This is a genomic window from Nocardioides sp. DN36, from assembly GCF_055380375.1.
The window spans coordinates 4,231,117-4,255,305 of record NZ_AP043823.1; the positions used below are offsets into that span (position 1 = coordinate 4,231,117).

A 24,189-nucleotide genomic window follows, 5' to 3' on the forward strand; every position below is an offset into this window, starting at 1 on the left:
CAGCCCGAATGGTCCCCCGGCCATCGACGTGGTTACTACCCAGTTCCGATGATGTTCAGACGCTCGATCTGACAAATTCTGACGTGGGTGTTATGTGGTGCGGCTCACGGAGTCTGGGATCCGAGACGGGTGTCCGGCCCGGGCGATGGTGCGGCCCCGGACGGCGTCGTTGGATGGAGACATGCAGCAGACCCCCACCCTCACCGGCACCGTCTCCCTCGGGACCGGGCCCGTCACCCCCGAGGACCTGCTGGCGGTCGCCCGCCACGGGGCCGCCGTCGAGCTGGCGCCCGACGCGGTGGCGGCGATCGGCCGGGCCCGCGACGTCGTGGAGGAGCTGGCCTCGGCGAGCACTCCCGCGTACGGCATCTCGACCGGGTTCGGCGCCCTCGCGACCCGCCACATCCCGACCGAGATGCGGGCCCAGCTGCAGCGTTCGCTGGTCCGTTCCCACGCCGCCGGCTCCGGTCCGGAGGTCGAGCGCGAGGTGGTCCGGGCGCTGATGCTGCTGCGGCTGTCCACGCTGGCGACCGGGCACACCGGCGTACGCCTCGAGACGGCGCAGCTGATGGCCGCGCTGCTCACCCACGGCATCACGCCCGTGGTGCGGGAGTACGGCTCGCTCGGGTGCTCCGGTGACCTGGCGCCGCTCTCGCACTGCGCGCTCGCGCTGATGGGCGAGGGGGAGGTGCGCGACGCGGCCGGGACGCTGCTGCCGGCCGCGGACGCCCTGGCAGCCGCGGGCCTGGTGCCGGTCGAGCTGGCCGCCAAGGAGGGGCTGGCGCTGATCAACGGCACCGACGGGATGCTCGGCATGCTCCTCATGGCGGTCGCGGACCTGCGGATGCTCCTGCGGACCGCCGACGTCGCGGCGGCGATGTCCGTCGAGGGCCAGCTCGGCACCGACCGGGTCTTCGCCCCCGAGCTCCAGGCGATCCGGCCGCACCCCGGCCAGGCGCTCTCGGCCGCCAACCTCACCCGGGTGCTCGCGGACTCCGGCGTGGTCGCCTCGCACCGCGGCCCGGACTGCAACCGGGTGCAGGACGCCTACTCCCTGCGCTGCTCGCCCCAGGTGCACGGGGCCGCCCGCGACACCGTGGAGCACGCCGCCACGGTCGCGGGCCGCGAGCTGGCCTCGGCCGTCGACAACCCGGTGGTGCTCGCGGACGAGGGCCGGGTCGAGTCCAACGGCAACTTCCACGGCGCACCGGTCGCCTACGTGCTCGACTTCCTCGCCATCGTGGCGGCCGACGTGGCCTCGATCAGCGAGCGGCGTACCGACCGCTTCCTGGACAAGGCCCGCAACCACGGCCTGCCACCGTTCCTCGCCCACGACCCGGGCGTGGACAGCGGCCACATGATCGCCCAGTACACCCAGGCCGCGATCGTCTCGGAGCTCAAGCGGCTCGCGGTCCCCGCCTCGGTCGACTCGATCCCCTCCAGCGCGATGCAGGAGGACCACGTGTCCATGGGCTGGTCGGCAGCCCGCAAGCTGCGCCGGTCGGTCGACGGCCTCACCCGGGTGGTCGCGATCGAGGTGCTCACCGCGGCGCGAGCGCTCGACCTGCGGCGCCCGCTGGAGCCCTCGCCCGCGACCGGGGCCGTCGTCCGCCTCCTGCGGGCCGCCGGCATCGAGGGACCCGGCCCCGACCGCCACCTCTCGCCCGAGATCGAGGCCGCCGTCGAGCTGGTCCGGTCGGGCGCCGTCCTCGCGAGCGTCGAAGAAGTGATCGGAGAACTGTCATGACCGAGAACCCCCAGCCCCAGAACTCCCAGCCCCAGAATCCCAGGCTGCCCATCCACGCTGCCACCGGCACCGAGCTGACCGCGAAGTCCTGGCAGACCGAGGCTCCCCTGCGGATGCTGATGAACAACCTCGACCCCGAGGTCGCCGAGAACCCCGCGGAGCTCGTCGTCTACGGCGGCACCGGCCGGGCCGCCCGCAGCTGGGAGGCGTACGACGCCCTGGTCCGCACGCTGCGCACGCTCGAGGACGACGAGACCATGCTCGTCCAGTCCGGCAAGCCCGTGGGTGTGATGAAGACCCACGCGTGGGCGCCGCGCGTGCTCATCGCCAACTCCAACCTGGTCGGTGACTGGGCCAACTGGGAGGAGTTCCGGCGGCTCGAGGACCTCGGGCTGACGATGTACGGCCAGATGACGGCCGGGTCGTGGATCTACATCGGCACCCAGGGGATCCTGCAGGGCACGTTCGAGACCTTCGCGGCGGTGGCCGACAAGCTCTCCGCCCGGGGGGCGCGCCCGGTTGTTGAGGAGCCGCGAGGGACGAGCGGCGTCTCGAAACACGGCGGGACGCTGGCCGGGACGATCACCCTGACGGCCGGGCTGGGGGGCATGGGCGGCGCCCAGCCGCTCGCCGTCACCATGAACGACGGCGTCGCCATCTGCATCGAGTGCGACCAGTCGCGGATCCAGCGCCGCATCGACCACGCCTACCTCGACGTGCAGGCCGGCTCGCTGGAGGAGGCGGTGACGATGGCGGTCGCCGCGCGCGACGAGCGCCGACCGCTCTCCATCGGGGTGCTGGGCAATGCCGCCGAGATGGTGCCCGCGCTGCTGGAGGCGGGCGCGCCGATCGACATCGTGACCGACCAGACCTCCGCCCACGACCCGCTGTTCTACCTGCCGGTCGGCACCGCCTTCGAGGACTGGGAGCGCGAGCGCACCGAGGACCCGGTCGGTTTCACCAAGCGGGCGCGGGAGTCGATGGCCGTGCACGTGCGCGCGATGGTGGAGTTCCAGGACCGCGGCGCCGAGGTGTTCGACTACGGCAACTCGATCCGCGACGAGGCGCGCAAGGGCGGCTACGACCGGGCCTTCGAGTTCCCCGGCTTCGTCCCGGCGTACATCCGACCGCTCTTCTGTGAGGGCAAGGGCCCCTTCCGCTGGGCGGCCCTGTCCGGCGACCCCGCCGACATCGCCGCCACCGACCGGGCGATCCTCGAGCTCTTCCCCGACAACGAGCGGCTGCGGAAGTGGATCACCATGGCCGGGGAGCGCGTGCACTACCAGGGCCTGCCGGCGCGGATCTGCTGGCTGGGGTACGGCGAGCGCCACCTCGCCGGCCTGAAGTTCAACGAGATGGTCGCCTCCGGTGAGCTGAAGGCCCCGATCGTGATCGGTCGCGACCACCTCGACTGCGGGTCGGTCGCCTCGCCGTACCGCGAGACCGAGAGCATGCTCGACGGCTCCGACGCCATCGCCGACTGGGCGCTTCTCAACGCGCTGGTCAACACCGCCTCGGGCGCCTCGTGGGTCTCCATCCACCACGGCGGCGGCGTCGGCATGGGCCGCTCGATCCACGCCGGCCAGGTGTGCGTGGCCGACGGCACCGAGCTGGCCGCGCAGAAGATCGAGCGCGTCCTCACCAACGACCCCGGCATGGGAGTCATCCGGCACGTCGACGCGGGCTACGACCGCGCCGCGGAGGTGGCGGCCGAGCGAGGAGTGCGTATCCCGATGTCCGAGGCCGCACCGACCGAGCCTGCGAGAGCGGCGCGCTAGCCGAGGAGATCGAGGAGAGTCGGCGGGGTCCGCCGCGCCGGCGACGGGCTGCGCGACCCGTCTCGAGATCCCGAATGACGGCGGTGTGGTCCACAATGCTCCGGTGACCGAGGGGGCTGTGGGTGCAGAGGAGATCAGACCACCGGCGGCGGTCCCGCCCCGGCTGACCCGGCGGGGGATCCCGACCGATCCGAGCCTGCGGGTCCTCGCGCTCGGGACGTTCGTCAACCGGGCCGGCACCGGGGCCACGACCACGACCTTCGCGCTGTTCTTCACCCAGGAGGTCGGCCTCGCGGCCACCGACGTCGGGCTGGTCCTGTCGGTCGCGACCTTCCTCGCGATGCTCGGCCAGGTGCCGCTGGGCCACCTCGGCGACACCCGCGGACCGCGCGAGGTCATGCGGGCCCTCACCGTCGCGGCGGGTGTCGTGCTGCTCGGCCTGCTGGTGGCCCGCTCCGTCCCGGCGCTGATGCTGGTGATGGCGGTCTCCAACGTGCTGGTGTTCGGCAACGGAGCGGTCCGCAACGGCTACATCGCGCGGGTCGCCACGGGTGGCCGGGGCGTGCAGTTCAAGGCCTACCTGCGCGCGGTCACCAACGTCGCCATGAGCCTGGGCGCGATGCTGGGCGGCCTGGCGCTGCTCGTCGACCGGACCTGGGCCTACCTGGCGGTGTTCGCGCTCGACGCGGTCCTCACCGTCACGACCGGGCTGCTCTGCACCCGGCTGCCGCACCTCGAGCCCGCACCCGCCCGGGCCGCAGGGGAGCCGCGGCTGGCGGTGCTCCGCGACCGGGCGTTCGTGGCGGTCACCCTGCTCAACGGCCTGGTCGCCATGCACTTCGTGGTCATGGAGCTGGCGATCCCGCTGTGGATCGCCGCCCACACCGACGCCCCGACGTCCATGGTGGCGGTGCTCCTGGTGCTCAACACGGTGGTCGTCGCCGTGTTCCAGGTCCGGATGACCCGCGGCGTCGACGACGTGCCGTCCTCGGTCCGGGCCATGGTCGTCGGCTGCGCCTGGATCGCGGCCGGTTTCGTGATCGTGTCGTTCAGCAGCGGGGTGGGCGCGGCCGCCGCGGTCGTCCTGCTGGTCGCGGGGGCAGGCGTGCACGTGGTCGGCGAGATGATCTCCAGCGGCGGCCAGTGGGGCATCTCCATGGGGTTGGCGCCGATGGAGCGGCAGGGGCAGTACCAGGGCTTCGCCAGCCTGGGGTTCTCGGTCTCCAACGTCATCGCACCCACGCTGATCACGCTGCTCTGCATCGAGTGGGGACGTCCCGGCTGGTGGGTGATGGGCGCGCTGGTGCTGGGCGCCGGGGCGCTGCAGGTCCCGGTCTGCCGCTGGGCGCTGCGCACCCGGTAGTCACGCTGGCTCGATCCGCCTCCGACCGTCGTGCCATGCTCGGCGGATGAGTCCCCAGGAGGACCTGGTCGCGCTGTTCGCGCGGGTGCCGCTGGGCCACAGTGTCGTGGAGCACGACGGCAAGCGGTGGCGGGTGACCCGTGCGGAGCAGGTGGGCGGGCGCAGCCAGCGGGTGTACGCCGAGGAGCTCGGGGGCACCGGCGTGGTGAGCGCGAACCTCTACCTGGTCGGCCCGGCCGATGAGCCGGCACTGCGGCCCTGCGAGATGCCGGCCGAGCGGGTGGTGGACTTCCTGGCCCGCTTCACCCCGCTCGACGACCCGACGCACGATGACCCCCGGACCTGAGGGTCCGGGGGTCGTCGCGTGCACCGAGCTGTGCACCGGGGCGTGGGCGCCGAACAGTCTCAGGCGTCTAGGGCGCGGATCGCGTCGTGGATGCTCAGCGTGCGTCGCGCGGACTCGACGTGGAGGTTCTCGATCATCCGGCCGTTGTAGGTGACGACGCCCGAGCCGGCGCCGTCCTCCCACGCCTGCAGGATGCCGCGGGCGTCCTCGACGGCCTGCCCGCTCGGAGCGAACGCCTCGTTGGCGCCGTCGACCTGGCCCGGGTGGATCAGGGTCTTGCCGTCGAAGCCCATCTCGCGGCCCTGCCGGCACTCGGCCAGGAAGCCGTCGGTGTTCCGGACGTCGTTGTAGACCCCGTCGAGGATCACCTTGCCGGTGGCCCTCGCGGCGAGCAGGGCCAGCCCGAGACCGGCCAGCACCGGCTGGCGGCCCGGCACGTGCTCGGCGTACAGCTCCTTGACCAGGTCGTTGGTGCCCAGCACCAGCACGCTCAGCCGGTCGGAGGCGCCGGCGATCTCCTCGGCGTGCAGCATGGCGTACGGCGTCTCGAGCATCGCCCACAGCCTGGTGCGCTCGGGCGCGCCGTGACCGGCCATCGCCTCGACCAGCTGGAGCACCGCATCGGCGCTGTTGACCTTGGGGACGACGATCGCGTCCGGGCCGGCCGCGCACGCGGCGGCGAGGTCGTCGGCGTGCCACTCGGTGTCGGCGCCGTTGACCCGGATGGTCAGCTCGCGCTTGCCGTACTCGCCGGAGCGGACCGCGGCGCAGGCCTTCTCGCGGGCCTCGGGCTTCGCGTCGGGGGCGACGGCGTCCTCGAGGTCGAGGATCAGCCCGTCGCACGGGATGGTCTTCGCCTTCTCCAGGGCCCGGTCGTTGGAGCCGGGCATGTAGAGGACGGAGCGGCGGGGGCGGAAGTCCTGGTCGGTCACCGGCCCTCCACCTCGATCGCGTCGTACTGCTTCTTCAGCTCGGGGTCGATCGCGGCCAGCTGCTCGGCCAGCTCGACCAGCACGAGGCACTGCTTGAGGGAGGCGTCGTCCTCCATCTTGCCGTCCAGCATGACCGCGCCGGTGCCGTCACCCATGGCCGCGACCACGCGGCGGGCGTGCCGGATGTCCTCGACGCCGGGACTGAAGACCTTGTTGGCGATCGCGATCTGCTTCGGGTGCAGGCTCCACGTGCCGACGCAGCCGAGCAGGAAGGCGTTGCGGAACTGGTCCTCGCAGGCCACGACGTCGGCGATGTCGCCGAACGGCCCGTAGTAGGGGTAGATCCCGTGCATGGCGCAGGCGTCGACCATGCGGGCGATCGTGTAGTGCCACAGGTCCTGCTGGAACGTCGCCCGGCTCGCCTCGAGGTTGGCGACGCCGTCGATGCGCGGCGGGTCCTCGCGGACCAGGTAGCCGGGGTGGCCGCCGCCGACGCGGGTGGTCTTCATCCGGCGGTCGGCGGCGAGGTCGGCCGGACCGAGGGAGAGGCCCTGCATCCGCGGGGAGGCGCCGCAGATCTCCTCGACGTTGGCGACGCCGCGCGCGGTCTCGAGGATCGCGTGCACGAGGATCGGCCGGTCCAGGCCGGCCTTCGCCTCGAGCTGGGCGAGCAGCCGGTCGACGTAGTGGATGTCCTCGGCGCCCTGCACCTTCGGCACCATGATGACGTCGAGCTTGTCGCCGATCGCGGGGACCAGCGTGGTGAGGTCGTCGAGCGCCCAGGGGCTGTCGAGCGCGTTGATGCGGGTCCACAGCTGGGTGGGCCCGAACTCTGTTTCCTGCGCGATCCGGACCAGGCCCTCGCGCGCGGCGACCTTGTTGTCGGCCTTGATCGCGTCCTCGAGGTTGCCCAGCAGCACGTCGACGGTGCCGACCATCTGCGGGATCTTGGCGGCCATCTTCTCGTTGCTGGGGTCGAAGAAGTGGATCGCCCTGCTGGGCCGGGCGGGGATCTCGGTCAGGGGGGTCGGGGCGCCCACCGCGAGGGGGCGGAAGAAGTCCTTGGCGCTGCGAGATGAGCTGGGCATGTCGCGGAAACTAGCAGCGGACTGTTACCGGCCGGTATGACCGATTCAACAGTGGACGCGCACGTCAGCGCCGCCACCACCGGCGCCTGCGCGGCGGGGTGGGTGCCGGGGTGCTGGTGCGGACCGCCTCGGCCTGGCGGGCCCGCAGCGCCGTACGCCGCTCGCGCCACCGCTCGACCTCGGTGTCGACGTCGCGCGGCATCGTGATCAGCGGCGGGCCCTCCGGTGGCCGGTAGCGGGCGGCGATGACGCGGGCGTTGAACTCCTCGACCTCGCGGCGCACCTCGGCCTCGACGTTGAGGGTGTCGAGCCGGGCGTCGAGCTCGGCGTCCTCCTTGCGCAGCTGCACCGACGGCGGCAGCAGCGCGATCTGCTCGCGCTCGACCAGCTTCTTCAGCCACCAGTCCGGGTCGTGCTGGCGGCCGAGGTCCTTGATCGGCTTGCCGGCGCCGGGCAGGTTGTCGAACTCTCCCTTGGCCATCGCCACCCGGACCTGCTGGTCGACCCAGCTCGCCTGGCTCTGCATCCGGGCGGCGGCCGCGCTGCGGCCCGTCCGGGCGTCCCGGGCCGGCTTCCGGTCGGCCTCCTGCGGCGCGTGGGGCCGCTCGTCGTTCTCGGGCACGTGTCTCACCCCCAGGGCCTCGAGGATAGTCGGTGGGCGGCGAACGCCGACGGGGTTTGCGCCGCAGGCGTCGGTGGCACCCTGCACGCATGGACCTCTCCGTGCACACCTCGACGCTGCGTGCGTGCGCGAACCGCCTGTCCGCCAACGCCGACGACGTGGCGACCGCCGCGAGCTACGCCGACCAGCACCTCGTCGTCACCGACACCGGGATGTTCGTGCAGATCAGCCATGTGAACAGCGCCGTCCGCGGTCACCTCCAGGACCTGTTCAAGCGGCTCGAGGAGGTCGGGCACGGGTCGGCCGCCGAGCTGCGGGCGACCGCGCGGATGTACGACACCACCGACCACGGCGTCGCCGTGGCGATGGACCGCAAGCTCGCCGAGGTCGGTCCGCTCCCCGCCGGGAGCACCTACGACGACGTCAAGGACGACTTCGACGACACGACGCCGACCAGGCCCGACGACTACGAGCCGCCGTCCCACCCGGAGCCCGGGCCGGAGTCCTCGCCGCCCCCGTCGACCGGCAACGGCGGCGGCGGAGGAGGTGGCGGGTCGTGGTGAGCCAGCCGAGCGGCGTCCTGGGGTATCCCTACCCGGTCGAGCCCATCCCCAGCGCCCTCAACGAGATCCTCGACGTCACCAGCTGGCTGACCCCGAGCGAGTACCTCCGCAAGGGCATCGAGTTCGTCTTCCACTTCAACCCGGGCGAGATCGTGGGCGAGTGGGTGGCCGGCGACTGGCAGGGCATGAGCGTCGCGTCGTCGGCGCTCACCCAGCTCGCGGAGTACACCCAGGCGCTCGGTCGCGCGATCCACGACGAGTCCGCCGAGATGATGCTGGACTGGAAGGGGCACGCGGCGTCGTCGGCGACGGCGTACTTCGAGAACCTCGCCATCGCGGTCGACCAGCTCAACCAGCCGCTGCACGGCCTCGCCAAGGACTACCAGACGGTCGCCGCCGGCATGCTCGAGATGGCCGAGGCGGTCGGCAACATCATGCACGACATGGAGGACAAGCTCATCGAGATGGGCATCAAGGCCGCCGCGGCCGTCGCGCTCAGCGAGACGGTCGTCGGCTCGCTGATCGCCGGGGCGTGGGCGATCAGCGACGCGAAGAAGGTCCTCGACATGTGGCGCGACGCCCAGGCCGCCTACGAGCTGGCCGTCACCATCGCCGACGCCGTCGTCGGGACCACCGCCGGCTACCTCGGCGCGCTCGACACCGGGGACGGTCTGGAGCTGCCCGGTGCCTACGACAACCCGGGGGTCGCGTGAGCGAGCAGGTGCCGGACTCGGTGCTGGCGTTCGCCAAGGGCGACCCGGTCGCGGCCGAGCAGCTGCGGCGCAGCCTGGTGGTCCTGCGCGACCACGTCGACGACCCGCGGGTGGCCGGCGAGATCCGGCGCGTGCTCGACGGCCGCACCAGCCTGCGCGAGCTGGTGCGCGATCCCGCGTTCGCGAGCGTCCTGGCCCGGGGGATGGGGACCTTCGGCCGCCGCTACGAGGAGATGTCCGAGGACGAGAAGCTCGCCCTCACCCGCGAGGCGCAGCGGCAGGACGAGGCCCTGCGCACGGAGCTGGGCCTGCCGCCCGCCCCGGAGCCCGAGGCCGAGGTGGAGTTCCGTCCCGCGGACCCGCCACCACGCCGCGACGCCTAGTCCCGGGGTCAGTGGCCGATCAGGTAGAAGCCGGCGACCGCAGCCGCGAACGCGGCGACGAACCAGACCAGCTCGCGACCGTACGACGGCACGCCGTCGCGGACCATGGCGGCGTTGTGCAGCCTGCTCGCCTGCAGCGTCAGCGCTCCGGCGACGATGAGCAGCACACCGCCGGCGACCTTGCTCGCCTCCGGACCGAGGACGAGGCTCGCGGTGGTGGCGGCGAGCCCGATGACGACGAGGGGCACGGCGATGGCGACGTACCTCAGCGTGCTGACCTGGTTGCTCACCCCGGTGTTGCGGTCGCGCCGCTGGCGGGCGCGCTCGGCCGGGGACTGGTCGCGGTGGGGGGACGACATGGCGGTCATCATGCCCAGCCGTCGCGCGCCCACTCCTCCGGCACCGCCGCCGCCTCCGTGGACGGGTCGCGCGGCATCAGCAGCAGCACGGCCGCGGCGAGCAGTGCGGCGACCGCGCACACCGTCCAGACGGTGAGGTAGCCCGCGAGCGGGGCGTGCCCCTCGGTCGGCTCGTCCAGGGAACCGGTGGACGCGAGCGCGATCGCGAAGACCGACGAGGCGATGGCACCACCGACCGTCTTGGTCGCGTTGGTCATCCCGGTCGCGAATCCCGTGCGCTCCGGCGGGGCGGCGGCGGCCGCGGTGGCGGGCAGGGCCGCGACCAGGGCCCCCGAGCCGATGCCGGCGACCGCCATGTTGACCAGCGCCTGGGAGGTGGTGTCGTGGAAGGGCAGCCACAGCGCGTAGCCGAGGGCGACCAGGAGCGAGGAGAGCACCAGCGCTCCGCGCGGCCCGAGCACGCGCGCCGTCAGCGGCAGCGTGAACGCGCCGACCGCGAGGCAGACGACGTAGAGGCCGATCAGCGTCGAGACGAAACCGGCGTCGGCCCCCAGGCCGTAGCCGGCGACCTCGGGGTCGGTGCGGGCGAAGGTCGACAGCGGGATCTGGGCGCCCAGCACGGACATGCCGAAGAGGAACGCCGTGAGCTGGACCGGCCACTGCCCCCGCCGGGCCAGGAGGCGCACGTCGACCACCGGGTCGTCGTGGGCGGCCTCGTAGCGCACGAACGGCACCGTCGTGGCCAGCCCGAGCGCGACCAGCCCCCAGGCGACGGGGCTGCCCGGACCCTCCAGCCGGACGACGATCAGGCCCGCCATGACCAGGCCCAGCGCGAGCGTGACCAGCCCCAGGCCGGTCAGGTCCAGGCCGCCGGTGGACACACCGGGCCGGTCCTCGACCCCGGCCCACACCAGCACGAGCACGAAGGTGACCACGATCGCCGGCAGCATGAGCAGCACGGTCATCGACGTGCTCTCGACCAGGCTGCCGCTGGTCAGCGCACCGACGATGACGGCCAGCTCCAGGGCGCACACCAACACCGCGGCGGCCCGTCTCGTCAGCAGGTCCTGGCGGCCGGTGCCGGCGGTGCGCCGGTGGATGATCGCGATCTCCATGGGCAGCCACACGACGTACGCGCCCTGGATCGCGAAGCCGATCAGGAACGTGGTGAAGGAGGGCGCGAACGCGAGGATCCAGGAGCCGAGCGCGGTCACCGCCGTCGAGAGCAGCAGCACCTTCTTGTGGCCCACCAGGTCGCCGAGCCGGGCCAGGAACGGCACCACCAGGGCGGACACCACCAGCTGGGCGGCCTCGAACCAGTTGACGTCGGCGTCGCGCATCGAGAGGTGGCCGGCGACGTCCTTCCAGATCGGCGTGTAGTAGCCCTGCAGGACGCCGCTGGCGATCTCGACGCAGACCAGGAACCCCACGACCGCGACGAGGCTGCGCGCCCCCGCGCGGACGGCGCCGTCGGAGCGGTCGGAGCCGTCGGAGCCGTCGGGGCGCTGGTCGAGCTGGTCGAGGCCCGTCATCGGGGGAGTCCTGTCGTCGGGCGGTCACCGGTCGTGCGTTGCGGGCCGCGGCTCATCCGGGCAGCTCCTCGAGGAGGCGGCGGTACCACCGCACGCCGTCGAGGAGGTCGTCGACGCCGAGGTGCTCGTCGTAGGAGTGGATCGACTCGCGCTGCGCCTTGGTCATCCGGAACGGCGCGAACCGGTAGACGCGCTCGCAGATCTGGGTGAAGGCGCGGGAGTCGGTGGCGGCCATCATGACGTAGGGCGCGGGGACCGCGTCGGGGAAGACCTCGGCGATCGTCGACTCGAGCAGCCGGAACGCGACGTCGTCGACGGGGGAGACCGGGCTCGGCTCACCGTGCTCGACGACGTCGATGTGGACCTGGTCGTCGCCGATCGCCCTGCGGACGTGCTCGACCACCCCGGCGACCGTGTCGCCGACCATGATCCGGATGTTCACGCCGGCCCGGGCGGTGGACGCGATCACGTTGAGCGCGGGCGAGCCCGAGAGCGTGGTGACCGCGAAGGTCGTGCGGGTCATCGCGGCGGTCTCGGGGCCGGCTGCGAGCAGGGCGCGCGTGAGGACCGGGCGGAGCCGGGCGGCGTTGGCCATCAGCGGGCGCAGCGGCAGCGGCGCGTGCGGCGCGATCCGCCGGAACAGCTCGAGGGTGGGTTCGGGGGTGCTGGCCGGCATGGGGCTCCGGTCGAGCCGCACGATGGCGCGGGCGAGCCGGGCGGTGGGCCCCATCCTCGCCGGGGTGGAGGCGTGGCCGCCGCGGCCCTCGACCCGCAGCTCGAGCGAGGTGGTGCCCTTCTCGGTCACGCCGATGACACCGACGGGTGCGTGCACCCCGGGGAACGCCTCGTGCGCCACGGCGCCGCCCTCGTCGAGGACGAACCAGGGGCGCACCCCGCGGCGTACCAGCTCTGCGACGGCGAGCGGGGCGGCCTGCCCCATCACCTCCTCGTCGCAGCCGAAGGAGAGCCACACGTCGCGGGCGGGCCGGAAGCCGCGCTCCAGCAGGGTCTCGACCGCCTCGCAGATCGCCACGAGGGAGCCCTTGTCGTCGAGGGTGCCCCGGCCCCAGACGTGGCCGTCGACGATCTCGGCGCCGAAGGGCGGGTGCTGCCAGGGGGCGTCCTCGTCCACCGGGACGACGTCGAGGTGCGCCATGAGCACGGCCGGGGCCGCGTCGCCGGTGCCGCGCCAGTGGAGCAGCAGTCCGTGGGTGTGGACCCGGGTCATCTCGAGGTGCTCGTGCAGGAGGGGGAACTGGCGCTCCAGCTCGGTGAGCAACCGGTCGAACTCGGCCGTGTCGACCCGGTCGGGATCCCGGTGCGACACGGTCGGGATGCGCACCAGCGCCTGCAGCTTCGCCACCGCGCGGGTGTCGCTGGTCCCCATGGGGCCGACGCTATCCGGGTTGCGCGTCCGGCGCCGGATGTCTCGGATGTGAGACCGACGTGCGGGGTGGCTCGTTGACCGCGACCGCCTACGCCGATGGACTGGAGGCGTGCCCCCGCTCCTGCCCCCACCGGCCACGGTGGACGACCTCTGCCAGCGGCTTGCGCCGGCGTCGCGACGGGGAGCCCTTCGCCCCCGACGCCTCGTCGCCGGGGTGGCCGAGAGTGATCACGCCGACCGGGTCGAAGGTGTCCGGGATGCCGAACTCGCGGCGCACCGCGGCGTCGCGGTCCGGCGGGATGCCGAAGAAGCAGGAGCCCAGGCCCTCGTCGACCGCGGTCTGCAGGATGAGCAGGCTCGCCATCGCCGCATCCATGTGCCAGAACGGCATCGGCCAGCGCGCCTCGTCCCGGTCGGTCCAGCCCTTGTCCGGCTCGGCGTACCGGCCCAGGTAGGCGGCCTTGCTGGAGCAAGGGACGATCACGACCGGCGCCCGCATCATCCCGGCCAGCCAGGCGTCGGGGTGCTCGACGTCGTCGGAGGTGGTCGTCCACCAGCGGCGCACGTCCTCGGGGGTGTCGAGGACCAGGAACGCCCAGCCCTGGCTGAACCCGGCGCTCGGGGCGCGGGTGGCGTTGGCCAGCGCCCGGTCCACGACCGCGGGGTCGACGGGGGTCTCGGCGTAGCTGCGGACCATCCGGCGACGGCGTACGACGTCCTGGAACTCCATGGGGCGCAGCATGCCTGACGACTTCGAACGGATGTGGGCCGACCTCGCGCCGGTCGGGCGGTCGGCGCGGTCGGGCGGCTACTTCCGCCAGCCGTACGGCGCCGCCGAGACCGAGCTCCGCGCCTGGTTCGTCGAGCAGGCGACCGCGCGGGGGCTGCGGCTCGAGTCCGATCCGGTCGGCAACCTCGTCGCCTGGTGGGAGCCCGCGGGCGTCACCGGGCCGGGCGTGCTCACCGGATCGCACCTCGACTCGGTGCTCGACGGCGGTGCGTACGACGGCCCGCTCGGCGTGGTCTCGGCGCTCGAGGCGGTCGACGTGCTGCGGTCCCGCGGCTTCGTGCCGGCGCGGCCGGTCGGGGTGTCGGTCTTCGTCGAGGAGGAGGGGTCGCGCTTCGGCCTGGCCTGCCTCGGCTCCCGGCTCGCCGCGGGGACGGTCGCGTGGCGCGACGCGCTCGGGCTGCGGGACCGGGACGGTGTCTCGTTCGAGGACGCGCTGGCCGGGTCCGGTCTCGGCGCCGCGTCGTACGAGCCGTGGGACCTGGCGGCGAAGGTCTCGTGCTTCGTGGAGCTGCACGTCGAGCAGGGGCGCGACCTGGTCGATCGCGGCGAGGCGGTCGGGGTGGCCAGCGGGATCTGGCCGCACGGTCGCTACCGCTTCGACATCACCGGTGCCGCCAACCACGCGGGCACCACCCGGATGGAGGACCGGGCCGACCCGATGCTGACCTACGCGATGACGGCGCTGGCCGCGAACAAGCAGGCGCGGCTGGCCGGCCAGCGCGCCACCTTCGGCCGGCTCGAGGTCGTGCCGAACGGCACCAACGCGATCCCGTCGCGGGTGACCGCGTGGCTGGACGCGCGGTGCTCGGACGACGACGAGCTCGCGTCCCTCGTGGGGACGGTCGAGCGGCAGGCGACCGAGCGCGCCGAACGGGACGGCACCTCGGTGCGGATGACCGCCGAGTCCGTGTCGTCGGCCGTGGCCTTCGACCCCGACCTGGCGCGGCTCGTCGCCGCCGACCACGAGTCCGGTGACTGGCCGGTGATCCCGACCCAGGCCGGCCACGACGCCGGGATCCTCTCGGCCGCGGGGGTGCCGACCGCGATGCTGTTCGTCCGCAACCCCACCGGGATCTCCCACTCGCCCGAGGAGCACGCCTCGATGCCCGACTGCCTGGTGGGTGTCTCCGCCCTCGCCGACACGCTGGAGAGGCTCGCGCGGTGAGCGCCACGTCGTACCTCCTGGAGCGGGCGTGGGTCGACGGGGCCGTGCGTGACGACGTGCTCGTCGAGATCGAGGACGGGATCTTCACCTCGGTGGAGGTTGTCGACCATTCCTCTCGCTTGTCGGCCGGTGCAACGGTCGACAACCACAGGAGTACCCGGCCAGCCGGTGACTCCGTCCGGGTCCCCGGCCTCACCCTCCCCGGCCTCGCGAACTGCCACAGCCACGCCTTCCACCGGGCACTGCGGGGGCGCACCCAGCGCGACCGGGGCACGTTCTGGACCTGGCGCGAGCAGATGTACGCCGTCGCGGCGACCCTCGACCCGGACACGTACTTCACCCTCGCCCGGGCGACCTACCGGGAGATGGTGGCCGCGGGGATCACCGCGGTGGGCGAGTTCCACTACCTCCATCACCAGCCCGACGGCACGCCGTACGACGACCCGAACGTCATGGGCCACGCTCTGGTCGAGGCGGCGCGTGAGGCAGGCATCCGGATCGCGCTGCTCGACACGTGCTATCTCAGCTCCGGGTTCGGCAAGCCGGTCGAGGGCGTCCAGGTGCGCTACTCCGACGGCGACGCGGACGCGTGGGCGCGACGGGTCGACGGCCTGGCCGGGGCCGACGACGTGGTGGTCGGCGCGGCGATCCACTCGGTGCGCGCGGTGCCCCGCGAGCAGCTGCCGGTCGTCGCCGGTTGGGCGGCCCGTGAGCAGGGGCGGCCACTGCACGTCCATCTGTCCGAGCAGGTCGCCGAGAACGACGCCTGCCTCGCGGCGTACGGCGTCACGCCCACCCGTCTCCTCGCGGACCACGGCGTGCTCGGCCCCACCACCTCCGCGGTGCACGCCACGCACCTCGCCGACGAGGACGTGCGGCTGCTGGGGGAGAGCCGCACCCATGCCTGCTTCTGCCCGACCACCGAGCGGGACCTCGGTGACGGGATCGGCCCGAGCCGGGCCCTGCACGACGCGGGCAGCCCGCTCACCCTGGGCAGCGACAGCCAGGCGGTCGTCGACCTGTTCGAGGAGATGCGGGCCGTCGAGCTCGATGAGCGGCTCGCCACCCGCCAGCGCGGCCACTGGCGGGCCGCCGAGCTCCTCGAGGCGGCCACCGTGACCGGCCACCGCAGCCTCGGGTTCGGTGCCGCGGGTGGGATCCGGACCGGGATGCGCGCCGACCTCGTCACGCTCGACACGAGGAGCGTGCGGACCGCCGGGACCGGCGCCGACGAGGGCACCGCCGTGTTCGCGGCCGCGGCCGCGGACGTCACCCGGGTGATGGTCGACGGTCGGGTCGTGGCCAGCCAGGGCGACCGGGCCGACATCGGGCGCGAGCTCGACGCAGCGATCGACGCGATCTGGAAGGGGCTGGCGTGACCTCCACGCTCATCACGAACATCGGCGAGCTGGTCACCAACGACCCGGCCGCCGACGACCTGCTCGGTGTCGTCCAGGACGCCGCCCTGGTCCTCGAGGGCGCCCACGTGGCCTGGGTGGGGCCGGCCTCGGCGGCGCCGGACGCGGACGCGCGCGTCGACGTCGGCGGCCGGGCGGTGCTGCCCGGGTTCGTCGACAGCCACAGCCACCTCGTCTTCGCCGGCGACCGCGCCCAGGAGTTCGCGGCCCGGATGGCGGGGGAGAGCTACGCCGCGGGCGGGATCCGTACGACGGTCGCCGCGACCCGCGCCGCCACCGACGAGCAGCTGACCAGCCACGTCGCCCGGCTGGTCGAGGAGATGCGGGCGCAGGGGACCACCACGGTCGAGATCAAGAGCGGCTACGGCCTGAGCGTCCGCGACGAGGCACGCAGCCTCGCCGTGGCCCGCCAGTTCACCGAGGAGACGACCTTCCTCGGCGCGCACGTGGTGCCGCAGGGCACGACGCCGGAGCAGTACGTCGAGCTGGTCACCGGCCCGATGCTGGACGCCGCGGCGCCGCACGCCCGCTGGATCGACGTGTTCTGCGAGCGGGGCGCCTTCGACGGCGACCAGGCCCGGACCGTCCTCGCGGCCGGCTCCGCGCGGGGGCTCCGTGGCCGCCTGCACGCCAACCAGCTCGGCCCGGGCCCCGGCGTACGCCTCGCCGCCGAGCTCGGCCTGGTCGCGGTGGACCACTGCACCTACCTCGAGGACGCCGACGTCGACGCCCTGCGCGACTCGGGCACGATCGCGACGCTGCTGCCGGGGGTGGAGTTCTCGACCCGGCAGCCCTACCCCGACGCCCGGCGGCTCCTCGACGCCGGCGTCCGGGTCGCGATCGCCAGCGACTGCAACCCCGGCTCCTGCTTCACCAGCTCGCTGCCGCTGTGCATCGCGCTGGCCGTCCGCGAGATGGGGATGACCCCGGCCGAGGCCGTCCACGCGGCGACCGCCACGGGGGCCGCTGCGCTGGACCGGGACGACGTGGGCGCGCTGGTCCCCGGTCGCCGGGCCGACCTGATGGTGCTCGACGCGCCGACCCACGTGCACCTGGCCTACCGGCCCGGCGTACCCCTCGTGCGCGGCGTCTGGCAGGCGGGCCGGCCGGTCACCTCGAACTTGTAACGCTCCGTTAGGGGCTCTGGTGCGCCTCTGTGGCGGGGCACCAGAGCCCCTAACGGAGCGTTACAAGCGGCCGCCGCCTAAGGCACCCGGCCCCACCTCAGCCCACCGATAAGGCAGTTGCCCGATGTGCGGGCCTACCTCAGTGGACGAATCTCGTCTCACCAACGAGGAGCTGAGGAGCCCACCATGTACGAGTCGAACCTTTCCTTCGCCCAGGCCGAGATCGCCTACCGCACCGAGCAGATCTCGTCCGCCCGCGGCGGCCGGCAGCGCCGGGCCCGCCTCGTCCGGGGACGCCGGGCGCCGGTGACCGGCCACCAGCCCCGCTGATCCGCCGGAAACGGCCCGACGGTGATGAATCCGGTGGACGCGCACGGGATCATGGACCACGTGGCGACACAGACGAGCCAGGTCCTGGTGGGACGAGACGCCGAGCTGACGGAGATCGCTTCGTTGCTCGGCGTCCGTCCTGTGCCCGGGCAGGAGCGCTCGGCGGTCCTGCTCTCCGGTGACGCCGGCGTCGGCAAGACCCGGCTGCTCACCGAGCTGCGCGACCTCGCGTTCACCGAGGGCTGGCAGGTCTTCGCCGGCCACTGTCTCGACTTCGGCGACAGCGCCCTGCCCTACCTGCCGTTCTCCGAGGTCCTCGGCCGGCTCGCGGCCGACCTCCCCGACGTGGTCGAGACCGTCGCGACCGTGCACTCCTCCCTGGCCCGGCTCCAGCCCGGCCGCCGCGTGCTGGGTGCTCCCGACGGCACCGCCGGCACCGAGTCCGCCGCCCTCGACCGCGCCGACCTCTTCGAGGCGGTCCACGCGCTGCTCGAGGCGGCCGCCGCCAAGGCTCCCCTGCTGCTCGTCATCGAGGACGTCCACTGGGCCGACCAGTCGACGCGCGACATGCTCAGCTTCCTCTTCTCCCGGCCCTTCCTCGGCCCGGTCGCCCTCGTGGCGTCCTACCGCTCCGACGACCTGCACCGCCGCCACCCCCTGCGCCGCCAGGTCGCGGAGTGGTCCCGCATCCGTGGGGTCGAGCGCGTCCAGCTCGGTCCCCTCCCCGCCCCCGACGTCCGCGCGCTCATCGCCGAGCTGCACGCCGACGGTCTCGACGAGTGCGAGATCGCCGACATCGTCGACCGCGCGGAGGGCAACGCCTTCTTCGTCGAGGAGCTCGTCGGCGCCGTGTCCGGCCCGGGCCGCTGGGTGCCGGACGACCTGGCCGACGTGCTGCTGGTCCGGCTCGACCGGCTCGACGACGCCGCTCGCCAGGTCGTGCGCGTGGCGAGCGTGGCCGGCCGCAAGGTCTCCCACGAGATGCTCACCGCCGCCTCCGGGCTGCCTTCCACCGACCTGGACGAGGGCCTGCGTCGTGCGGTCGAGATGAACATCCTGGTCGCCGGTCAGGGGCACTACTCCTTCCGGCACGCGCTGCTCGGCGAGGCGGTGTACGACGACCTGCTGCCCGGCGAGCGCGTGCGCCTCCACGCGGCGTACGCCGAGGCCCTGCGCACCGGCGCGGCCCGCGGCACCGCCGCCGAGCTGGCCCGGCACGCCCGGCTCGCGATGGACCTGCAGACCGCGCTGACGGCCTCGGTGCGGGCCGGCGACGAGGCGAGCGCGGTGGGTGGCCCCGACGAGGCCGCGCAGCACTACCAGCAGGCGCTCGAGCTGCTGGCCGACCCCCGGCGGGCCGTCGAGCTCGACGGCGACCTGTCCAAGCTGGTCGCCAAGGCCTGCGACGCGTTGATGGCCGGCGGCCACGCGATCCGCGCCGCGGCCCTGGTCGGCGAGCAGCTCGACCGGCTGCCGGAGGACGCCCCACCGGCGCAGCGGTCCCGGATGCTGTCCGCCCGGGCGAACGCGCTCGTGGTCACCGAGTCCCAGGAGGACGCGCTCGGGATCTCCCGGCAGGCCGTGGAGCTCGCACCCGAGGGCGCCAGCGGGCTCCGCGCCAAGGTGCTGGCCGTGCACGCCCGGATCCTCGCCGGCTACGGGCGCCTCGAGGAGGCCCAGGCGCAGGGGCTGGAGGCGCTCGGCCTCGCCGAGCGGCTGGACCTGCCCGAGCTCGCCTCCGAGGCGATCACGACGCTCAGCGGCCTGAAGAAGGCGGGTCCCAAGGAGGCGCTGCGCTCCGCGCTGGCCGAGGCCGTCGCCCGCGCGGAGCAGACCGGGGCGCTGCACGCCGAGCTGCGCGGCCGGTTCCTGCTCGGCCGCTCCTACGAGGACTGGGCGGAGTTCGACGAGACCGAGCGCTGGTTCCGCAGCGCCGTCGACCGGGCGGTCGAGGCCGGGGTGCCGTGGGCGCCGTACGCCTTCGAGTCCCGCCACCAGCTCGCCTGGGTCAAGCTCGTGAACGGCGAGTGGGACGAGCTGTTCGCCCTCTGCGACGTCACCGGCCAGTCCCCGCCGGCGATCTCGCGGGCGCTGCTCGACAGCATCCGGCTCTACGTCGAGGACGCCCGCGGCGCCGACGTGGCCGCGGAGGCAGCGGCCCTGCGCCGCTACTGGCGCAAGGAGGGGGCGGTCGCGATCCACTCGGCCGCCGTCGAGATGCGCCAGGCCGGGCGCCGCGGCGACCCGGCTGCGGCGCTGCGTGTGTACGACGACGTCGTCGCCGAGCTGAGCCAGATCTGGCACCCGTGGTTCAGTGCCCGGATCCGGCTGGCCGCGGTGGCCGCCGGGTCGGTGGCCCAGACGATGCCGCACCTCGCGGCGGCCGAGCGGACGGCGTACGCCGAGCAGGTCGAGCGCCTGCACGCCGACGGGCACGTCGTGCTGGACCGCTACTCCGACCCGTCGGGTCACTGGGGCCCGGAGGGTCGGGCGTGGATGAGGCGCCTGGACGCCGAGACGCTCCGGGTCCGCTGGCTGGCGGGCGTGGACGCGCCGGCGCTGGACGACCTGCTCGCGACGTGGCGGGAGGCGGAGGCGCTGGTCGAGGAGTTCGGTGACGTCCACGAGCTGGCCAGGGTCAGGGTCGTGCTCGCCACCGTGCTGCGCTCCAGCGGCGACCCGGCGGGCGCCCGCGCGGTCGGTGACCGGGCGCGCGAGACCGCGCACCGGCTCGGAGCCGAGCCGCTGCTCACCGAGCTGCGCGCTCTCGGCAGCACCCCCTCCCGCGGCGACGCCACCTCCGACTCGCTGACCGCCCGCGAGAGCGAGATCCTCGCGCTGGTCGCGGAGGGGCGGTCCAACGGTGAGATCGGCAAGCAGCTGTTCATCAGCGCCAAGACCGTGAGCGTGCACGTGTCCAACATCCTCGGCAAGCTCGGCGCGACCGGACGAACCGAGGCCGCGGCCATCGCCCGCCGCCGGGGCCTCATCTCCTAGGCCAGGTCCCCGGGCCGACGCGGCTGCCGCGTGGGGTCGACCGGGCACAATCGCAGCGTGACCGAGGACTTCCGCTGCGCCGCCGCCAGCCTGGCCGATGCCGAGCCGATGGCGGGCAGCGCGCCCGAGGACGGCGTCTGGCTGTTCGTGGAGCACTCCGGGCCCTGGGGCCGCAAGGCGGTCGCCGAGAGCCGCCTGCCCGCGGACGTGCGTGACTTCCTCGGCGGCCTCGAGGGCGTCCGGGTGCAGCTGGTCCGTCGACACGGCGGCGACGACGCCACCAGGGACGGGGTGCGGGTCCTCGCCGCGCACCTGACCGGGACGCCCCGGGTCTGGTCGGCCCTCCTCGCCGACGTGCGCGAGCTGCTCGACCTCGACGTGGCCGCGTTGCGGGCCGGCACGCCCGACCTCCCGGCGTACGACGGCCCGCTGTGGCTGGTCTGCACGAACGGGCGCCGGGACCGCTGCTGCGCCGAGGTGGGCCGGCCCGTGGCCGCGGCGCTCGCCGCGCACTGGCCCGAGGCCACCTGGGAGACCACCCACCTCGGCGGGCACCGGTTCTCCGGCACCGTGCTGGCGCTGCCCTCCGGCATGGCCCTCGGTCGCCTCGACCCCGACACCGCGGTCGCGGCCGCCAAGGAGCTCGAGGCGGGCCGGGTCCCTCGCTCCTCCCTGCGCGGGCGGGCCGGGCACCCCGCCGCCGCACAGGTCGCCGAGCTGCACCTGCGCGCCGAGCTCGGGCTCGACGACGTGGACGCGCTGGACCTGCGGGCGGTCGACGGCGGGCGGGTCGTCCTCGGGACCGGTCGTGACGACTTCGTCGTGGAGGTCGAGCGCACCCCGGCCGCGCCGCGCCGGCAGAGCTGCGCCGACCTCACGACCAAGGCGGGCTGGGAGTACCGGGTCGGGTCGTGGGTACGCAGGAGTCGCCGGTGAACCGGTGACTCCTGACGTTCTCAGCCGTTGCAACGCCCGAGAACGTCATGAACTGGCTGAGAAGTCGGGCCCGGAGCGACCCACACATCGGTCCCACGGTGACCCGTCGCCGGCCTTGTCCGGCACCGGGCAGCACAGCAGACTGGCCACGGGCCGACCGGCGAGAGCCGTGCCCGGCCATCGACCACCGACCCAGGAGGACGCATGACGACCACGCCCGAAGAGCCGCTCAGCGACGACGACATGACCACCGCTCCCGCCGGCGACCCGGCGCTCGGCCTGGGTGACGCGGACGGCACCGACGGGGACGCCACCGACACGACCGACGGCGACGCGAGCGACTCCGACGGCACCGACTCCGACGGCACCGACGGCGACGCGACCGACACGACCGACGGCGACGCGAGCGACTCCGACGGCACCGACTCCGACGGCACCGACTCCGACGGCACCGACGGCGACGCGACGGACACCACGGACGGCGACGCGTCCTGACCGTGGCCGATCCCACCGAGCTCGGCTCCGCGCTCGACCTGCTCAGCGGTGACGCCCAGACCTTCCTCGCGAAGGTCTGGGCGTCACGCGTGCACCTGCACCGCACCGACCCGGAGCGCCTGGTCGGGCTGCTCTCGCTGGCGGACGCCGACCAGCTGCTCACCTCGAGCGCGATCCGCACCCCGAGCATCCGGCTGGCTAGGGACGGAGCGGTGCTGCCGGAGGCGTCGTACACCCGCGGGGCGACGCTGGCCGGCAAGCCGCTCACCGGCCTGGTCGACGCGCGCAAGGCGCTCGCGCTCTTCGCCGACGGCGCGACGGTGGTCTTCCAGGGGCTGCACCGCTACTGGCCGCCGCTGACCCGCCTGGTGGCCGAGCTGGAGCTCGAGCTCGGCCACCCCTGCCAGGCCAACGCCTACCTCACGCCCCCGGGGGCCCAGGGGTTCGACGTCCACTCCGACTCCCACGACGTCTTCGTCTTCCAGACCGCCGGGTCCAAGCAGTGGGAGGTGCACACCCCCGACGGCGTCGAGGAGGTGCGGCTCGAGCCGGGCCTGTCGATGTACCTCCCCACCGGCACCCCCCACGCCGCCCGCGCCCAGGAGACGGTGTCGCTCCACGTCACCCTCGGCATCAACCAGCTGACCTGGCGCGGCCTGGTCGAGCGCAGCGTTCGCACCGTTCTCGACGGCGTCACCGACGAGCACCTCCCGGCCGGCTACCTCGACGACCCGGTCACCCTGGCCGACGAGCTCGGTGGCCTGCTCGAGGCGGTCGCCGCCGACATCCGCAACCTCGACGCCCCGGCGGCGGTCGAGCGGGAGGTGCGCCGCTTCCTCACCGGCCGCGGCCCGCGGCTGTCCGGCGGGCTGCGCGACGTGCTGGCCGTGGCCGACCTCGACGACTCGACGTCGCTGCGCCGCCGGCCGGGTCACCCCTGCGTCCTGCTCGACCGCGGCGACCGGGTGGAGGTGCTGCTCGGCGACCGGTCGATGGACGTGCCCGCCCGGATCCGGCCCGCCCTGGAGGAGGTCCGCGCCCGGCCGCGGCTCACCCCGGGGGACCTCGCCGGCGTGCTCGACCCGCAGTCCCGCCTCGTGCTGTGCCGCCGCCTGGTCCGTGAGGGGCTGCTCGAGATCGTCCCCGAGGGCCCGGCGTGACCCTGGCCGCGCCGGCCTCCGGCGACCCGGACTTCCGGTGCGCGGCCGCCAGCCTGCTGCGCGACGAGTCCGTCGCCGGCACCGCCTCGACGGTGCGCGCCTACCTGCTGCTCGAGCACCCCGGCCCCTGGGGCGTGGACGCGCTGCGCGACGCCCGCCTCCCCGACGGCCTCGGCGAGCGGCTGCGCGCGGCGGCCGCCGAGGCGGGGGTCCGGGTGCTGCTCGTGCGTCGACCCGACGCCCGCCCCGGGGTCACCCGGCCGTGGGTCTTCGCCGCCTTCGCCCACCCCCACCGGCCCCGCCTCGAGGGCGCCCGGGTGGACGACCTGGGCGAGGCGCTCGACCTCGACCTCGCCGGCCTGCGGGCCGGTCGCCCGAGCGGGCTGCCGGCGTACGACGGCTCGTTGCTGTGCGTGTGCACCCACGGCCGGCACGACGCGTGCTGCGCCGAGCGCGGCCGTCCGCTGGCCCGGACTCTGACGCAGGCCCACCCCGACGAGACCTGGGAGGTCTCGCACATCGGAGGCGACCGGTTCGCCGGCAACGTGCTGGTGCTGCCGCACGGTCTCTACTACGGGCGCCTCGAGCCGCAGTCCGGCCTCGCGGTCGCCGGCGCGCACCTCTCCGGCCAGCTCGACCTCGACCACCTGCGCGGCCGGTCGGGGCTGCCGATGCCGGTCCAGCACGCCGAGATCGCGCTGCGACGCGACCTGGGCGAGACCCGGCTCGACGCGCTCGTGCTCACCGCCCGGTCCGTGGCCGACGGCGTCACCGAGGCCGTCTTCGACGTCGGCGGGGCGTCGTACGCCGTGCGCGTGCGGACCACCCGCGGCCCCGACCGGGCGCGGCTGACCTGCCGCGCGGGCCGGGACAACCCGCTGCCCCACCACGAGCTGCTGGGCATCGAGCGCCGCTGAGACCCTGCCCGTGGCGCGGGTGTGCCGCGAGCCCCGGGTGG

General features: G+C 74.0%; 23 protein-coding genes. 16 read left to right on the forward strand and 7 right to left on the reverse strand.

Annotation, left to right across the window (positions count from 1 at the left end; all coding sequences use genetic code 11):
• Window positions 1-181 precede the first annotated feature (181 nt).
• The 4 genes from hutH to ACZ43H_RS21310 all read left to right on the forward strand — a co-directional run bounded on the left by hutH (window position 182) and on the right by ACZ43H_RS21310 (window position 5,234).
• Entirely contained in the window at window positions 182-1,747 is a 1,566-nt protein-coding gene (hutH, locus tag ACZ43H_RS21295; RefSeq protein WP_464586292.1) for a histidine ammonia-lyase, read from the forward strand.
• Entirely contained in the window at window positions 1,744-3,525 is a 1,782-nt protein-coding gene (gene hutU / locus ACZ43H_RS21300) for a urocanate hydratase (RefSeq protein ID WP_464586294.1), read from the forward strand. The genes hutH and hutU overlap by 4 nt, the downstream gene beginning before the upstream one ends.
• Window positions 3,526-3,628: 103 nt before the next feature.
• Window positions 3,629-4,888 (forward strand): MFS transporter, encoded by a 1,260-nt coding sequence (locus tag ACZ43H_RS21305; protein ID WP_464586296.1) that lies wholly within the window; start codon window positions 3,629-3,631, stop codon window positions 4,886-4,888.
• A 46-nt stretch (window positions 4,889-4,934) separates the two neighbouring features.
• On the forward strand, window positions 4,935-5,234 hold the full coding sequence (locus ACZ43H_RS21310) for a hypothetical protein (RefSeq protein ID WP_464586297.1): 300 nt from the start codon (window positions 4,935-4,937) through the stop codon (window positions 5,232-5,234).
• Window positions 5,235-5,293: 59 nt separating this feature from the next.
• On the opposite strand, the gene ACZ43H_RS21315 is transcribed toward ACZ43H_RS21310, so the two are convergent.
• The 3 genes from ACZ43H_RS21315 to ACZ43H_RS21325 form a co-directional block, all read right to left on the reverse strand.
• Window positions 5,294-6,124: an HpcH/HpaI aldolase/citrate lyase family protein gene (locus tag ACZ43H_RS21315; protein WP_464590895.1), complete on the reverse strand. Its 831-nt coding sequence runs from the start codon at window positions 6,122-6,124 to the stop codon at window positions 5,294-5,296.
• A gap of 38 nt (window positions 6,125-6,162) precedes the next feature.
• A complete protein-coding gene (locus ACZ43H_RS21320; protein ID WP_464586299.1) occupies window positions 6,163-7,254 on the reverse strand; it encodes an HpcH/HpaI aldolase/citrate lyase family protein in 1,092 nt (363 codons plus the stop codon).
• A 64-nt stretch (window positions 7,255-7,318) separates the two neighbouring features.
• The gene (locus ACZ43H_RS21325; RefSeq protein ID WP_464586301.1) at window positions 7,319-7,876 is read right to left on the reverse strand and encodes a DnaJ family domain-containing protein; all 558 of its coding nucleotides are present in this window, start codon (window positions 7,874-7,876) and stop codon (window positions 7,319-7,321) included.
• Between the two features lie 89 nt (window positions 7,877-7,965).
• Here ACZ43H_RS21325 and ACZ43H_RS21330 point away from each other — a divergent pair, with 89 nt between their 5' ends.
• Genes ACZ43H_RS21330 through ACZ43H_RS21340 form a run of 3 tightly spaced genes read left to right on the forward strand, consistent with a single transcriptional unit; the run spans window position 7,966 to window position 9,535 of the window.
• Window positions 7,966-8,439 (forward strand): type VII secretion target, encoded by a 474-nt coding sequence (locus ACZ43H_RS21330; RefSeq protein WP_464586303.1) that lies wholly within the window; start codon window positions 7,966-7,968, stop codon window positions 8,437-8,439.
• Window positions 8,433-9,152, forward strand: a complete 720-nt coding sequence (locus ACZ43H_RS21335; RefSeq protein WP_464586304.1) for a hypothetical protein — start codon at window positions 8,433-8,435, stop codon at window positions 9,150-9,152. The genes ACZ43H_RS21330 and ACZ43H_RS21335 overlap by 7 nt, the downstream gene beginning before the upstream one ends.
• Complete coding sequence (locus ACZ43H_RS21340; RefSeq protein ID WP_464586306.1) at window positions 9,149-9,535, forward strand: hypothetical protein; 387 nt, start codon at window positions 9,149-9,151, stop codon at window positions 9,533-9,535. Before ACZ43H_RS21335 ends, ACZ43H_RS21340 begins: the two co-directional genes overlap by 4 nt.
• A gap of 8 nt (window positions 9,536-9,543) precedes the next feature.
• Here ACZ43H_RS21340 and ACZ43H_RS21345 read toward each other — a convergent pair whose 3' ends face one another.
• The 4 genes from ACZ43H_RS21345 to ACZ43H_RS21360 form a co-directional block, all read right to left on the reverse strand.
• Window positions 9,544-9,894: a hypothetical protein gene (locus ACZ43H_RS21345; protein ID WP_464586308.1), complete on the reverse strand. Its 351-nt coding sequence runs from the start codon at window positions 9,892-9,894 to the stop codon at window positions 9,544-9,546.
• Between the two features lie 8 nt (window positions 9,895-9,902).
• On the reverse strand, window positions 9,903-11,426 hold the full coding sequence (locus ACZ43H_RS21350) for an MFS transporter (protein ID WP_464586310.1): 1,524 nt from the start codon (window positions 11,424-11,426) through the stop codon (window positions 9,903-9,905).
• Window positions 11,427-11,478: 52 nt separating this feature from the next.
• Window positions 11,479-12,813, reverse strand: coding sequence for a M20 family peptidase (locus ACZ43H_RS21355; RefSeq protein WP_464586312.1), 1,335 nt, complete (start codon window positions 12,811-12,813; stop codon window positions 11,479-11,481).
• 88 nt (window positions 12,814-12,901) lie between these two features.
• Window positions 12,902-13,543: a nitroreductase family protein gene (locus ACZ43H_RS21360; RefSeq protein WP_464586314.1), complete on the reverse strand. Its 642-nt coding sequence runs from the start codon at window positions 13,541-13,543 to the stop codon at window positions 12,902-12,904.
• A 10-nt stretch (window positions 13,544-13,553) separates the two neighbouring features.
• Between ACZ43H_RS21360 and ACZ43H_RS21365 the strand changes: the two genes are divergently transcribed.
• The 9 genes from ACZ43H_RS21365 (at window position 13,554) to ACZ43H_RS21405 (ending at window position 24,148) form a co-directional block, all read left to right on the forward strand.
• Window positions 13,554-14,768, forward strand: coding sequence for an allantoate amidohydrolase (locus ACZ43H_RS21365; RefSeq protein ID WP_464586316.1), 1,215 nt, complete (start codon window positions 13,554-13,556; stop codon window positions 14,766-14,768).
• Complete coding sequence (locus ACZ43H_RS21370) at window positions 14,765-16,147, forward strand: formimidoylglutamate deiminase (RefSeq protein WP_464586317.1); 1,383 nt, start codon at window positions 14,765-14,767, stop codon at window positions 16,145-16,147. Before ACZ43H_RS21365 ends, ACZ43H_RS21370 begins: the two co-directional genes overlap by 4 nt.
• Window positions 16,144-17,313 carry an imidazolonepropionase gene (gene hutI, locus ACZ43H_RS21375; protein WP_464586318.1) on the forward strand — a complete coding sequence of 390 codons (1,170 nt, stop codon included), beginning with the start codon at window positions 16,144-16,146 and terminating at the stop codon, window positions 17,311-17,313. The genes ACZ43H_RS21370 and hutI overlap by 4 nt, the downstream gene beginning before the upstream one ends.
• Window positions 17,314-17,499: 186 nt before the next feature.
• Window positions 17,500-17,643, forward strand: coding sequence for a hypothetical protein (locus ACZ43H_RS21380; RefSeq protein ID WP_464586320.1), 144 nt, complete (start codon window positions 17,500-17,502; stop codon window positions 17,641-17,643).
• 60 nt (window positions 17,644-17,703) lie between these two features.
• On the forward strand, window positions 17,704-20,640 hold the full coding sequence (locus ACZ43H_RS21385) for a helix-turn-helix transcriptional regulator (protein ID WP_464586322.1): 2,937 nt from the start codon (window positions 17,704-17,706) through the stop codon (window positions 20,638-20,640).
• A gap of 57 nt (window positions 20,641-20,697) precedes the next feature.
• On the forward strand, window positions 20,698-21,576 hold the full coding sequence (locus ACZ43H_RS21390; protein WP_464586323.1) for a sucrase ferredoxin: 879 nt from the start codon (window positions 20,698-20,700) through the stop codon (window positions 21,574-21,576).
• A gap of 204 nt (window positions 21,577-21,780) precedes the next feature.
• The gene (locus ACZ43H_RS21395) at window positions 21,781-22,071 is read left to right on the forward strand and encodes a hypothetical protein (RefSeq protein ID WP_464586325.1); all 291 of its coding nucleotides are present in this window, start codon (window positions 21,781-21,783) and stop codon (window positions 22,069-22,071) included.
• Between the two features lie 2 nt (window positions 22,072-22,073).
• On the forward strand, window positions 22,074-23,231 hold the full coding sequence (locus ACZ43H_RS21400) for a cupin domain-containing protein (protein WP_464586327.1): 1,158 nt from the start codon (window positions 22,074-22,076) through the stop codon (window positions 23,229-23,231).
• Window positions 23,228-24,148, forward strand: coding sequence for a sucrase ferredoxin (locus ACZ43H_RS21405; protein ID WP_464586328.1), 921 nt, complete (start codon window positions 23,228-23,230; stop codon window positions 24,146-24,148). Before ACZ43H_RS21400 ends, ACZ43H_RS21405 begins: the two co-directional genes overlap by 4 nt.
• Window positions 24,149-24,189: the final 41 nt, after the last annotated feature.